Here is a 14135-nt window from a genome sequence, read left to right as displayed (position 1 = left end):
TAACAATCATCTTCCCAAGGCCAACTGAAAGATAAAAATCTCCTATTGAAGTAGAAATCAATGACCCAACTGCAATTTTAGTATGCTCGTAAGTAGGGTTAATATTTCCAACAAAAACAAATAACTTATTGACTTCGGCTAGCTGAACAGCATTCTTCTCCTGTTCAAGTTGAGCCATGGCTCTCCCTGTTTCATGCTTATCGCCGGCTGAGCTTTTTGTATCGCTCGCTGCCGACTTCCTTGCCTCGTCTATTACTTTTTGAAAAAAAGAAATACGTTCTTCTAGAACAAGTAAACACTGTTTATGAACATCAATTTTGTTCACTCAGGTTAGTTATATCTTACGCATTCTTAAACTTTGAGGAGTAACTTCCAAGTACTCATCATCTCGGATATACTCCATAGCTTCCTCTAAAGAATGCCTGATTGCTGGAGCAATATTCAAACCAGCATCTGTACCAGACTTACGCATGTTTGTTAATTGCTTTCCTTTCACCAAGTTTAGCTCAAGATCATTATCTCTAGAGTGCTCTCCAATAACTTGTCCTTTATAAATTACGTCTCCAGGAGCTACAAAGAACTTACCTCTATCTTGTAATTTATTCAACGCAAATGCGGTAACGGAACCCGCTTCCATAGAAACTAATGATCCTTTATTGTTATCATTAATCTCCCCTTTATGTGGCTCGTAGCTAGCAAAACGGTGTGTCATTACTGCTTCACCAGAAGTAGCTGTTAACATTTTGTTTCTTAAACCAATTAATCCTCTTGAAGGAATATTGAACTCTAAATGCTGTAAATCACCTTTAGGCTCCATGATAAGCATATCTCCTTTTCTTGCAGAAACCAACTCAACAGCTTTACCACTGTGTTGTTCTGGTACATCGATTACCAATGTCTCGTAAGGCTCGCATCTTTTACCATCAATATCTTTAATGATTACTTTAGGCTTACCTACTTGAAGCTCGTACCCTTCTCTTCGCATTGTTTCAATAAGCACAGATAAATGAAGGATCCCACGTCCAAACACGTTGAATTTATCTTCAGTATCTGTTTTCTCAACTCTTAATGCTAAGTTTTTCTCTATCTCTTTGTACAATCTATCTCTTAAGTGTCGAGAGGTAACGAACTTACCTTCCTTACCAAAAAATGGTGAGTTGTTAATTGTAAATAACATACTCATAGTAGGCTCATCCACTGCAATTCTTACAAGTTCCTCAGGATTTTCTAAATCTGCAATAGTATCGCCAATTTCGAAATCATCTACACCAACAATGGCACAAATATCTCCACATTGCACTTCATTTACAGACTCTCTACCCAAACCAATGAATACATGCAATTCTTTTATCCTAACCTTTTTCTTAATACCATCCTTTTTACAAAGCATGTAATCCTGTCCAATCTTAAGAGATCCTCTAAAAAGTCGCCCAATTGCGATACGTCCTACGAAGCTTGAGAAATCTAAAGAGGTTATTTGCATTTGCGGTGTACCTTCAACCATTGGAGTTTCTGGTATTACTTCTAAAATAGTATCCAGTAACGTAAAAATATCTTCTGTTGGTTTCAACCAATCTTTTGCCATCCATCCTTGTTTAGATGAACCATAAATTGTCTCAAATTCCAATTGATCCTCAGTAGCGTCTAAGTTAAACATCAAATCAAATACTTTCTCTTGTACTTCATCTGGCTTACAGTTTTCCTTATCTACTTTATTTATTACTAGAATTGGCTTAATACCCAAAGAAAGTGCCTTACCTAAAACAAATCTTGTTTGTGGCATTGGTCCTTCAAAAGCATCAACTAATAGCAAAACACCATCCGCCATTTTCAATACACGCTCAACTTCCCCACCAAAATCGGCGTGACCAGGAGTATCAATAATATTAATTTTAGTTCCTTTATAATCAACAGATACGTTCTTAGAAACGATTGTAATACCACGCTCACGTTCCAAGTCATTGTTATCCAAAATTAGATCATCGCTTTCCTCTCGGTCCGATAATACGTTACATGACTCAATAATTCTATCTACCAAAGTTGTTTTACCGTGGTCAACGTGTGCTATAATAGCTATATTTCTAATCGCTTCCATATCCTAAATTTAAGCCGGCAAAGATAGGTAACAAAAAGGACATAGCTACCTATTATTGAATTGTTTGATCATTACATTAAAAACCCAGCATATCTACCTACAAACCATACACCATAACACCCTCGATAGAAGATCGATACGTTTTATTAAATTTATATAATAGAAGGCCAATAGTTTTGGGAATAAAACTTGCTTATCAGCAATAATATGATTCGTAATAAATTAACAAAACATCTTGCGTTTCGATACGTAGGAGAAGTAAAACCAGACTAAAATACAGATATGAAATTATTACTTACAATAGCATTTACAATGTCAGTAATTATTGGTTACGCACAGGGAGAAACAACTATTTGTACTGGCCACAGCGATGCAATAGAAATTGAATGTGATGCAAAAGGAAACCTGAGCGGCACTATCGACTACAAAAGCAACGATTTACTTGTCCAGCAATTTCGATGGAATAAATGGATTACCTGGGATACATTAAAAACAAAGGATGCAGAAGATGTAAAGCTCAATTATTTACTTCCCAAACATACAGGAATGAATCTTTTCCGGATTTATGACAGAGACAATAAAGACTGTAAATCTAAAGGTGTTGTACAAATTACATTATCAGAACCGTCTCGTGATGTTGAATTTGCACCTAAAAAACCCATTAACGAAATTACGTTTACCGAGAAAACGGATTACGAAATATTTAACGAATTAGGAACTATTGTTTCTCAAGGAAACGGTTCTAATATCGACATCAAAGAACTTAAGCATGGCTTATACTACCTATGCTACGATAATAAAATGGAAAATTTTACAAAGAAAAAATAGACACCCTCCCTTTAATCATCTTATGTTTTCCCGTAAATAGCAGATTACGATACTTTTATACAATCCGCTCTTCTCTTACCTCATATGTTTTTCCATATATAATATCATAATGGTGTATAAGTTGATTCTAAATATGTTCTAAACAGGTTATTTAGGAAAAATTAATTGAGTAACTTGCGCCCTTAAATCTGCATATTACCCCCGACGCTGTATGAAAGCACCATCAGTTAAGTTCAACTTCAAAGACAAACCTGAGTTCTCCAAAGAATTAAGAAAACGGGTGGATAACCATTTTAAGGAAAACAATATCAGCAAATACGGCAATCTTGAAATGAAAGTTAAGTCTGCCGTAGTTCTTAGCTGCTACTTCGTTCCATTAGCAATATTACTATCTGGCTTTGCAACTGGTTTCTGGCCTGTAACTTCTTTGTGGATCTTAATGGGCCTTGGAATGTATGGTATAGGCTTATCCGTAATGCACGATGCAAATCATAGCGCTTATTCAAAAAGCGTAAAAGTGAATAGAATCTTTGGTTTCGTAATGAATCTGATAGGATCTTATCATGTTACCTGGAAAATACAACACAATGTACTTCACCATACCTACACTAATATCGAAGGGTTTGATGAAGACATTGAAAATGAAGTTATGCGATTCTCTCCTTATGCTGACCACAAAAAAGTGTACAGATTCCAAGCTATATATGCTTTGTTCTTTTATGGTCTCATGACGATAAACAGACTGTTTGTTAAAGATTTCACACAAGTTAGAGACTATGCTAAAAAGAATCTTCTTGCGAGCCAAGGGGTATCATATAGCAAGGCAATTAGAGAAGTTGTTTTTTATAAGGTGTCCTATATAATAGTCACTTTACTCCTTCCACTATACATTATCGATCTTCCAGTGTGGCAAACCTTAATTGGGTTTTTTCTTATGCATTTTATTTGCGGGATTATTTTAGCACTTGTTTTTCAATCTGCACACGTAATTGAAGAAACTAGTTACTTCGAGTCGGAAGACGGAGGTAGCGTAGAAAACAACTGGGCCATTCACCAATTGCTTACCACAGCAAATTTTGGAACAAAAAGCGGTACACTTACTTGGCTGCTAGGTGGACTTAACCATCAAGTAGAACATCATTTATTTCCAGATATTTGCCACATCCATTACACTAAAATTTCGGAGATTGTACAATCTACTTGTAAAGAATATGCGGTTCCCTACATTGAACACAAAACTTTTTTAGCGGCAATTAAAAGCCACTTCATTCTACTAAAGAAACTTGGATTTAAAGAAATCAAAGCTGAAATCAGCGAGCTATAGCCTCTATTTAGTAAAGTCAATTTAACGTTAGATATGGAAACTTCTATCGTAATTGTTTTCATCGGCCTTCTTATTTTTTGCGCTCACTTTTTCAATGGTATTTTCAAGTTTACTAAAATCCCAAACGTTCTTCTTCTCTTAATAATCGGAATTATTATAGGTCCAGTTTTAAACCTAGTTAATGAAAATCATTTTGGTTCAGTAGGTACAATATTTACAACTGTCACTCTTATTCTTCTCCTATTCGAAAGCGGAACGAATCTAAAGATCAATGAACTTAGAGCCTCAATTGGTTCAGCCTTTTTAATTACTCTTTTTAATTTTATTGCAAGTGCCATTATTGGCACCGGCGCCGCATACTACCTATTACCCCTTGAACTAATGAGTGCTACATTCTTTGGAGTAATCATCGCTGGCACTTCTTCCGCTGTTGTGATACCAATGATTAAACAACTCAATATGGATAAGAAAGCTGGGACTACGCTTCTATTGGAGTCTGCTCTTAGCGATGTACTCTGCTTGGTAATTGGCTTAGCATTACTTCAAAGCATGGAGCAAGGAGTTTTCGAACTGTCTGCAATCGCCAACAACGTCTGGAAATCCTTTTTACTCGCCATGCTTGTAGGATTAATAAGTGGCCTGTTGTGGTCTCTTGTAATTCACAAAACAAGAATTATTGAGAATTCAATTATCATGAATGTTGCGTTTGTCTTCATAGTATATGGACTTACCGAATATTTAGAATTAAATGGAGGAATTGCAACATTGATATTTGGTATCACCTTAGGTAATGCACACTTACTCCAAAATACTTTTCTGAAAAAAATTATCCCATCAAAAGAATTACAGCAAAGCGAAAAAGATTTCTTCGGAGAGTTAGTTTTTCTCCTATCTACTTTCTTTTTTGTCTATGTAGGTATTCTAATGAAATTCGAAAGTGTAATTATCTACGTTCTCGCGTTTTCCATTGTAGTCGGTATTATTTTAATTCGTCCGATTTCGATCAAATTATTAGTGCGATCTAAAATGTCTTTTAAAGACTTAAGTATAATGTCGATTATGTCTCCGAAAGGATTGGTGCCTGCTATCCTTGCTTCTATCCCAATTCAAATGGGAATAACTGGTGGAGAAGAGATCCAATCGTTAGCGTATGCGGTGGTACTTCTTAGTATCCTTATTTGCGGAATCTTAGTAATAATTTTGAGTAACGACCCTTTAGCAATTGGTTATCTGAAAAATATTCTCGGACAGAAAGAGTCTGAAAACGAGGATAGTGAATCTACAAGCGATCTAGTTAAGCCTATGAACTTGGATTCGAAAACTACGGAAGAAGAATAATTCCTATTCTTTCTTATCACTAGGAATGGGATATCGTACAAAATCTTTATCCCGATCAAATAAATAACGATAAGTGATGTAGCTTTTCGCCGGATCTGCTCCCATCGCCTTCCATAACTTTCGCATAAGAGGATTGAAGTCTCCTACCCAAGAAAACTCCACTTGATTGTAATGAGGCATTTCCTTGAACACATTGTTCACATGTATATAAAAAGCACTTTCAATTCCCTTTCCATGAAACTCAGGAACCACTCCCATCACCATACCTCTAGCACGGGTAATCTTCTTCATATTCACATGGTATAACAGCTTCAACTTATTCCAAAAACCCAACTTACCATCAAACTCTTTAAGGATCTGATTTGCATCGGGGTACATAAAATAGATAGCGATAGGAACACCGTTTTTATACGCAAACCAAATAAATTTCTCTTCAATAATTATCTTGGCATCCTTCATGAATTTAAGAATATATGCCTCTTGCACTGGTTCGAAATCCTTTCTAAAATCTTTCCAGGTTAAATTATAAACATGAGTAAAATCAGATACATATTTATTAATTTGATTATAATCAAAATGCTCGAAAGAATACTCCGGATTACTTACCACTCGCTCTGCTATTTTATAAAACCGTTCGGGAATTGGGTTGCTCAAATCCAAATGAAACCCTTCTTGCTTATAATAAACTTGAAACCCATATTCTTCAAATAATTCCCGATAATAAGGTGGATTATAGGCTATCTTATATGCCGGCTGTGTAAACCCGTCTACAAGAAGCCCCCAATATTTATCCGACTCGCCAAAGTTTATCGGACCATCCATTGCCTCAATATCTTGCGAAACAAGCCAATTCTTAGCCTCATCAAAAAGTAATTTTGCTGCCTCTTGATTATCCACACATTCAAAGAAGCCAATCCCTCCTGTTGGCTGGTCATTCTCTAACGATGTATTAAAATCTATGAAAGCAGCTATTCTCCCTATTGGATTATTTGAGTCATCCAATAATATCCACCGTATTGCCTTGCCATGCTTGAAATAGGTGTTTCCCTCCAGATTAAAGACTATAGTAATATCCTTATCTAATGGACAAACCCAATTAGGATCATTCTCATATATTTTGTGAACCAGATTTAAAAAAATGGTTTTCTCTGTAGAACTCTTTACTTCAACAACTTTCATCGACAACTTTCATCGACAACTAAGATCTGAGTTTCTTTATAATTGACAAAATAGATAGCCTTAAAGTTGGCCCAACAATTGTATGTTACTAATTCATCAACTCAGCGAATTTTTACAGCCCATTATTTATATAATTTTACTACTAAACATATATCAGACATAAAATGAAATCACTTTATACATTCTTACTTATCCTATTAGCAGCTTGTCCTATTCTTTCATTTGGACAAACCAGTAGCGCCCTAATGGGCAAATGGAAACTTGTTAGCATAGACAAATATGGAATTGATCTGCCCACTGGAAACAAAGATTATTTTTTAGATTTCCAGAAGGAAACAATTCAATTTACTGTGATTCCGAATCAATGCTACCAGGCATATCATATAGATGGAAATACGATTGTAATTGAAGGAGAAAAAGGATGTGAAAAAAAGGTAGAAGAAAATCTTCCTGAGAACATTTTGCAAGTGAATGCGGAAATAGATTATTCTGGAAAATTCATTATCAAGGATGGGATACTAACAATCACAAACGAACGAGCTTCTTACAAACTAGTTCGCAAATAATAGTTTCCCTAATTGATTTCATTAATACCATTTACAGAAAGTGATTTTGACCGATTAATGGTTTGGATCATTAAAAAAGCAGAACTAGAAGAGTTCTCCGAATCTTGTTTTGAACATCCTATCTCAAAAAATCAATTAGCCACATACTTAAAAGAAAGCAAGGGAAAGGCGTATAACGTAGTTTTCGATTCTACGAAAGAAATAATAGGTCATTGCGAAATAGACTACGAAAACAATTTCCCTGTAATCAAGCATGTACTTATTGGAGATACATCCTTTGAAGGTATGGGACTCGAAAAAAAAGTACTTGACACTTTACTTGAAAAGGGATTTTCTCAATCTCCTAAAAATCTTATCGAGCTAAAGATGAGCAAATCTAGCGTTGATGTAATCCGAGCATCAAAGGAGATGGGGTTTATCGAAGATGATAGCTTTAAATGCTTAAATGAAGTGTGCTTTTGTATTTCTAAAATACAGTGGAAAGCAAATTCAGCGGTATCCTCTAAAACCAACTAGAGTTAACTTGTTTCTCTGAGCCAGTCTACTGTTTTAATAACTCCTTCTTTAATAGATACACTTTTATATCCCAATTCAACTTCTGCCTTTTCACAAGACAGAGTCCATTTATGTACATATCTTCTTACCCAAGGTGGGGTGATAAATGGTTTGATTCCAAACAATTCCGCAAACAGCTTTTGCTGACCAGCTACTACCATCATCAACCATAGTGGAAGTTTAATTAACATATAATCGACTCTAGCAACTTCTCGGATTTTTCTAAACAGCTCATTATAATTTATATTGTCACCTCCCAAAATGTACTTTTCGCCATCTCTTCCTTTTTCCATAGCCAAAAGGTGTCCGTTAACCACATCATCGATAAAAACATAATTCCCAACTCCTTCCCCATTTTCAGGTATTAATCTCCATTTCCCATTAATGTATAAATCGATCATTTTGGTAACCGAATTGCTTTCTCCTCTAATTCCCGGACCGTAAATCCGAGAAGGATTTACAATAACCACTTCAATCCCTTTATCGCAATAGCTAAGTGCAATTTTTTCTACTTCCCTTTTACTTTTCTCATAGTCTGTAAATGGCTCTATGGTTATTGTTGTTTCCTCCGTAACTGTTGCAGTAATCGCCGGACCAAATACACCAGCTGTAGACGTGACTACAGACCTTTTTACTCCTGAGTGAATTGCTTTATCTAAAATATTTTTTGTCCCTTCAACGTTAACCCGGTAAAACTCATTCCTGTTTTTATTCCAAACGCCTACATATGCAGCAAGATGATAGACTTGATAACAGCCAGCCATTCCCTTTAAAACAGCCTCCTCATCAAAGATGTCTCCTTCTATAATTACGATATTCTGATGTTGTAACAGATGGTGCTTTGATTTGGAGCGACACAGAGCATGAACTATTTCGCCTTCTTGCGCCAACCGATGAACGAGTTTATTACCCACATAGCCGGTTGAACCAGTTACAAATATTTTCAACCTTTTGATTTAAAGAAGGAGAAACTTGTTTCGGGATTTGCTTTGAATGAGAAATACTCGTTTGATAAAGCAATAGTAATATGGGAAAATATTGAGACCCATATAGAGCCTGTTTTTATAGTAATAATACATAACACGATACCTACCACAAATGAACCTACTATTTCTTTACGGCCTTTATCAAAGTGAGCGAGCGCATATAGTCCTGCATTAATAAAGATTGATCCCATTAGATCTAATTCCTTGACACACGACATTAATAAATAACCTCGAAAGAGAAATTCATAGGCGAATAGATAAGAGACCCAGCCAACGAAACTAGCAGCTGCAGTAGCTAGAGTCCATTCCTTATCCCTAATTTGAGGATATACTATACAGTTCTCTTCCTTCACTGAGACTACCGAGGAAATTCCTATAAAAACAATCCCAACCAATAAACAGTAGTTGAAAACCGATTGCAAATTATCGGGAGCCACGAACATATAAAATGGCAAGCTATCGTCTCTATCATACAAATAGTAGAAAGGAATAACCCCTAGAAGTAAAACACCGGAGAATTTTTGCACAAGAAATGACTTAATTCCGTCTGTATTCCCTATCAATATCCCTTTGAACCTATTGAATAGATAATTGGCTACAATGATAATTATCGATACAAAAATGGCAATGTGTGCTCCTGTTGTACCAACTTCAATATTAAAATCCTGGAGCATGAAATCTTTATTTACTAATTAACATTCAAATTACTTAGTCTACTACCCAAGTATTTTCACCTCGAAGAAGATCGTTCAAATCACCTTTCCCTTTTTCCCTAATTGCTTGTTCTATTTGCTCGGACATGCTCACCTCATATGTTGGTCTACTTTCCGCATATAAAACCCCGAAAGGTAAAGGTAGATTTCCTTTATTCTCGGCATTATTAAAAATCCGGGTAAGCATAGTCGACATGATTCGGTTACTCTTGTCATGTACCCAAAGATCATCAATAGAATAATTATCCGCCTCCAAATCCACTACAACTGGGTTTAATCCATCTAGCCTAATTCCCTTTTTATCTCCCTCCCCAAACACCATGGGTTTGCCATCTTCAACAAAGATTACAGAATCATTAACAAGTTTGTTTTCGGTATACTGACTAAAGGCGCCATCATTAAAAATGTTGCAGTTTTGATAAATCTCTAGCAGAGAAGTGCCTTTATGTTGATGACTTTGCAATAATATGTCTCGCATGTGTTTCGGTGACATATCAATGGATCTAGCAATAAAACTTGCATCTGCTCCTTGGGCTAAAGCCAACGGATTAAAAGGATGGTCGATTGAACCCATCGGGCTCGATTTGGTTTTTCTTCCTTCGGGTGAAAGTGGTGAATATTGACCTTTTGTTAACCCATAGATCTCATTATTAAATAGAAGAATATTCACATCAAAGTTTCTTCTTAATGCGTGAATCAAATGATTTCCTCCTATCGACATACTATCTCCATCACCAGTGATTATCCAAACGCTCAACTCCTTTCTGGTAGCTTTTAATCCACTTGCTATTGCGGGGGCACGTCCGTGGATACTGTGCATACCAAATGTATTTATGTAATAAGGGAATCGAGAAGAACATCCGATTCCAGATATAAAAACGATGTCTTCTCTCGGAACTCCAAGTTCTGGCATAATCGTTTGAACTTGTCTTAAGATTGAGTAATCCCCACACCCAGGACACCATCTGATGTCACTTTCAACAGTAAAATCCTTAATCGTTAGTAGTGTTTCAGGTATGTTTTTCTCGTTATTCATAATTACAATACTAAAAGTTCGTCCATTTTATTCGTAATCTCCAAAGATGTAAAAGGCGAGCCCTGTACTTTATTTAATCCAAAAGAAGGGATAAAATATTTACCTCGAATTAATTTAATAAGCTGACCAGTATTCATCTCTGGGATTAACACTCTCTTGTACTTACTTATTATAATCCCTAATTCTTTAGGTAAAGGATTTATATGTCGTAGGTGTACATGAGCCACTTTGTGGTTGTAATCGCGTAGGGCATTTTGGATAACTCCATGTGTTGACCCCCATCCTATAACCAATAGGTCTCCACTTTCTGGTCCACTTTCTAATTTTAATTCCGGCAACGATTGTGCAATTCTCTCCACCTTGCCTTTTCGTAGATCTGTCATCAATTGATGATTCTCTGAATCATAGGAAATATTACCCGTAATATGTTCCTTTTCCAAACCACCTACTCTATGTTCAAAACCTTTCATACCAGGTATCGCCCACTCTCTAACAAGCTTCTCATCTCGTTTATAAGGCATATAATCTGCACCCTTCCCCTCTTTGGCGAAAGGTGGAGTTATACTTGGGAGTTCATCCTCTTGTGGAAACTTCCATGGTTTAGAACCATTTCCGATATACCCATCGGATAAAAATATAACTGGTGTCATATGCTCAATAGCAATCCTACACGCTTCCATAATAGCATAAAAGCTATCCGATGGGGTGCTTGCAGAAACAATTGGTAATGGAGACTCACCATTCCGTCCATACATTGCTTGCATTAAATCCGACTGCTCGGTTTTTGTAGGCAAACCTGTGGATGGTCCACCACGTTGCACATTAATTACAACCAATGGTATTTCTAACATTACCGCCAATCCCAATCCTTCACTCTTTAAAGAGATACCCGGTCCAGAAGAAGCCGTTACACCCAGAGAACCTCCAAAAGATGCTCCCACTGCAGCGCAAACAGCCGCAATTTCATCCTCCGCTTGGAATGTCTTAACACCAAAGTTTTTATGCTTTGCGAGCTCATGGAGTATATCCGATGCTGGAGTAATTGGATAGGATCCGTAGAACAAATTTAGTCCAGTCTTTTTCGAGGCTGCTATTAATCCCAATGCTGTTGCCTGATTACCCATTATACTACGATATTCACCTGGCTCCATTTTAGAAGGGGCAACTTCATACTGAGTAGTAAATGTTTCGCTTGTCTCTCCGAAGTGATAACCTGCCTTTAGAACTTTGATATTCGCATTAGCTATATCCTCCTTCGCACTAAACTTTTGCTGCAAAAACGATATCGTATCATTCATTGAGCGATTAAAAATCCAATAGACGAATCCAAGAACAAACATATTCTTGCAACGCTCAATTACCTTATTACCCAAGCCGCTCTCTTCTAAGCAAAGTTTAGTCATTTTAGTAACATCTATTTTACTCACCTGAAAACTGTTTAAAGAAGAATCTTCTAATGGATTTTCTTCATAATTAGCAAGTCTTAGATTTTTACTATCAAAACCATTGGTATTGGCAATTAGAACACCTCCATCCTTTAATTGCGCAATATTGGCTTTTAAAGCTGCCGCATTCATTGCAACAAGAACATCACAATCGTCTCCAGGCGTAAATATTTCTATACTTCCAAAATTTAGCTGAAACCCCGATACTCCTCCAACCGTGCCTTGTGGTGCGCGGATTTCTGCAGGGAAGTTAGGAAGTGTACCTATATCATTTCCGAAAATCGCAGCAGTGTTAGTAAACTGACTTCCTGTAAGTTGAATACCATCACCAGAATCACCGGCAAACAGAATGGTAATTTTATCTTTTCTTTCCAATGCTTAAATTATAAATGCCTTTCGGATATTACCTTGAGGTTCTCAAAGATAATCATTGAAAACGGATAATAAGTACATCTTTTACTCTAGGAATCACACATATGAGCTTTTTATGTCGTTTGTAGAGTAAATCATACGCTTTGTCGAAAACAGGCATCCATGCTCCTTCAAGCATCGTAAATTGTGACTATAAATAAAGGTTTTATAAGAAGCGAGCTATTACAAAAATTTCGATGATATGAATTTTCAAAAAGACATTATAAACCAACTTGCAGAAGACCAATTAGATAACAACAGTTCTAATGAATTCACCATTAGCAACAAGAAAAAGAATGTATTTATTACTCTTTTGGTTCTTATGACTTTTGCAGCTCTATTTAGTGCCAGTTACATTACAAATGCCATGGTAATTACAGATAATAATAATCAACCTATTGTTAGTACTGAGAGGTAACTTTTAGTTCAAATGTATAAACACTCTTGAATCACTTATGAATTCGAGTGTGTTTTCTGAAATTACACAAGGCGCATTAAATTCCTTACCATCTTTGTTTTTGGCGCTCCCTAAAAGTAATACTCCTGTTTTTCCTTCAAGACTTAATTCAGAATTGATAGTACCTTTACATACTTCTCCTTCAGAAAGCCATCTTTTCAATTGAATTTGCCTCCATTGAACGTAAGGCTCTTCCCTCCCAAGTAAATTTTCTGCAAATCTTTTTCCAGCCATTTCCCAAAGATTATTCTCTAAATTAGGCGAACTCTTCATCTCAGCTTGCATATCGTTTGAATTAAGAAATAAAGCCACCACAGATGATTCAGCAACAATATCTGCTGTTCTAATACCTCCTGTAAGAACTGCCATTTCTCCAATTATACTGCCTGGACCTAAAATATCTACAATAAAGTCTCCAACAGCTACTTTAACAGTCCCTCTGGCCACTACAAACAAACCATCCCCATCTTCTCCTTTTACCATCAATTTTTCTCCAGCCTTATATGTCTTCTCCTCAGCCAATTTTTGAACCTTTTGAAAATCAGAAGAACTTAGATGATTTAACCAAGAAACTTCATGAAGTACATCTGTTGGCTTTGGCAATTCTATTGTGGGTGGACTATCAAACAGATTTTTCATTCTTTCCTCAACACTATTTAACATCTTTTCACATTCGTCAGATTCTATTCTCCCTTCACTCAATAGCTTTTTAACGATACTCCTTTCATCATTTAAAACACTTCGAATAGCTTGTTTAGTTTCAACTGCAACGGCCATTTCAGGATGATCCTCTCGAATAGATTTCAAATAATTAAGTCCCCTAAGTCTATTAGCGGTAATCTCATCTTTTATTTGCAAGATCATCTTATCGCTAGTACCGCTTCCAGCCATACTGTCAACTATTTTTATCACTTCTTCTTGAGCCACAATAAAACCTCTCGACACATCATAACTCAACTCGATATCATTCGATAATGTGCGTTGAGCTAATTTTCCAACCAATGGAACATTTTCTAATTTCTCTGCCCATTTAGAAGCTTCTAGCAATCCTTGTAGATATCCTCTTTCATCCAAGGGCATAGCACCTCCCTCATCCAAAACTTCATTAATACCATCTGATAATCTTCTCACAGCAACTGGTCCTAACATCCCGTCCTTAAATTGATGCCAATAGCTGCTCTTCTCTTTTTCCAAAATCCTTC

General features: G+C 36.3%; 14 protein-coding genes. 6 read left to right on the top strand and 8 right to left on the bottom strand.

Going from position 1 to position 14135, the window contains the following annotated elements; translation table 11 throughout:
• Positions 1–325: 3-oxoacyl-ACP synthase (locus HRT72_06645; GenBank protein NQY67386.1), on the bottom strand; the 325-nt coding region annotated here is incomplete at its 3' end.
• A gap of 9 nt (positions 326–334) precedes the next feature.
• Positions 335–2095: a translational GTPase TypA gene (gene typA / locus HRT72_06640; GenBank protein ID NQY67385.1), complete on the bottom strand. Its 1761-nt coding sequence runs from the start codon at positions 2093–2095 to the stop codon at positions 335–337.
• Between the two features lie 282 nt (positions 2096–2377).
• Between typA and HRT72_06635 the strand changes: the two genes are divergently transcribed.
• From HRT72_06635 to HRT72_06625, 3 genes are all read left to right on the top strand, one after another.
• Entirely contained in the window at positions 2378–2923 is a 546-nt protein-coding gene (locus HRT72_06635; protein NQY67384.1) for a hypothetical protein, read from the top strand.
• Positions 2924–3134: 211 nt separating this feature from the next.
• Positions 3135–4247, top strand: a complete 1113-nt coding sequence (locus HRT72_06630) for an acyl-CoA desaturase (protein ID NQY67383.1) — start codon at positions 3135–3137, stop codon at positions 4245–4247.
• Positions 4248–4280: 33 nt separating this feature from the next.
• Positions 4281–5585 (top strand): cation:proton antiporter, encoded by a 1305-nt coding sequence (locus HRT72_06625; GenBank protein NQY67382.1) that lies wholly within the window; start codon positions 4281–4283, stop codon positions 5583–5585.
• 3 nt (positions 5586–5588) lie between these two features.
• On the opposite strand, the gene HRT72_06620 is transcribed toward HRT72_06625, so the two are convergent.
• Positions 5589–6764, bottom strand: coding sequence for a GNAT family N-acetyltransferase (locus HRT72_06620; GenBank protein ID NQY67381.1), 1176 nt, complete (start codon positions 6762–6764; stop codon positions 5589–5591).
• 164 nt (positions 6765–6928) lie between these two features.
• Between HRT72_06620 and HRT72_06615 the strand changes: the two genes are divergently transcribed.
• Both HRT72_06615 and HRT72_06610 read left to right on the top strand, forming a co-directional pair.
• Positions 6929–7330, top strand: a complete 402-nt coding sequence (locus tag HRT72_06615; GenBank protein ID NQY67380.1) for a hypothetical protein — start codon at positions 6929–6931, stop codon at positions 7328–7330.
• 12 nt (positions 7331–7342) lie between these two features.
• Positions 7343–7846 (top strand): GNAT family N-acetyltransferase, encoded by a 504-nt coding sequence (locus HRT72_06610; GenBank protein ID NQY67379.1) that lies wholly within the window; start codon positions 7343–7345, stop codon positions 7844–7846.
• A 2-nt stretch (positions 7847–7848) separates the two neighbouring features.
• Here HRT72_06610 and HRT72_06605 read toward each other — a convergent pair whose 3' ends face one another.
• The 4 genes from HRT72_06605 to HRT72_06590 are packed head-to-tail and all read right to left on the bottom strand — an operon-like array spanning position 7849 to position 12440.
• Positions 7849–8832 (bottom strand): SDR family oxidoreductase, encoded by a 984-nt coding sequence (locus HRT72_06605; protein ID NQY67378.1) that lies wholly within the window; start codon positions 8830–8832, stop codon positions 7849–7851.
• Complete coding sequence (locus tag HRT72_06600; protein ID NQY67377.1) at positions 8829–9545, bottom strand: CPBP family intramembrane metalloprotease; 717 nt, start codon at positions 9543–9545, stop codon at positions 8829–8831. Before HRT72_06600 ends, HRT72_06605 begins: the two co-directional genes overlap by 4 nt.
• Positions 9546–9579: 34 nt before the next feature.
• Positions 9580–10620, bottom strand: a complete 1041-nt coding sequence (locus HRT72_06595; GenBank protein NQY67376.1) for a 2-oxoacid:ferredoxin oxidoreductase subunit beta — start codon at positions 10618–10620, stop codon at positions 9580–9582.
• A gap of 2 nt (positions 10621–10622) precedes the next feature.
• Positions 10623–12440 carry a 2-oxoacid:acceptor oxidoreductase subunit alpha gene (locus tag HRT72_06590; protein NQY67375.1) on the bottom strand — a complete coding sequence of 606 codons (1818 nt, stop codon included), beginning with the start codon at positions 12438–12440 and terminating at the stop codon, positions 10623–10625.
• Between the two features lie 238 nt (positions 12441–12678).
• Between HRT72_06590 and HRT72_06585 the strand changes: the two genes are divergently transcribed.
• On the top strand, positions 12679–12894 hold the full coding sequence (locus HRT72_06585; protein NQY67374.1) for a hypothetical protein: 216 nt from the start codon (positions 12679–12681) through the stop codon (positions 12892–12894).
• Between the two features lie 3 nt (positions 12895–12897).
• Here HRT72_06585 and HRT72_06580 read toward each other — a convergent pair.
• Positions 12898–14135, bottom strand: a 1238-nt coding sequence (locus tag HRT72_06580) for a cyclic nucleotide-binding domain-containing protein (protein NQY67373.1), incomplete at its 5' end; no start/stop codon positions are given.

Source organism: Flavobacteriales bacterium (assembly GCA_013214975.1).
Lineage (GTDB): Bacteria > Bacteroidota > Bacteroidia > DT-38 > DT-38 > DT-38.
Note: the sequence above shows the minus strand (reverse complement) of the source record. Positions and strands in the feature narration are given on the sequence as shown.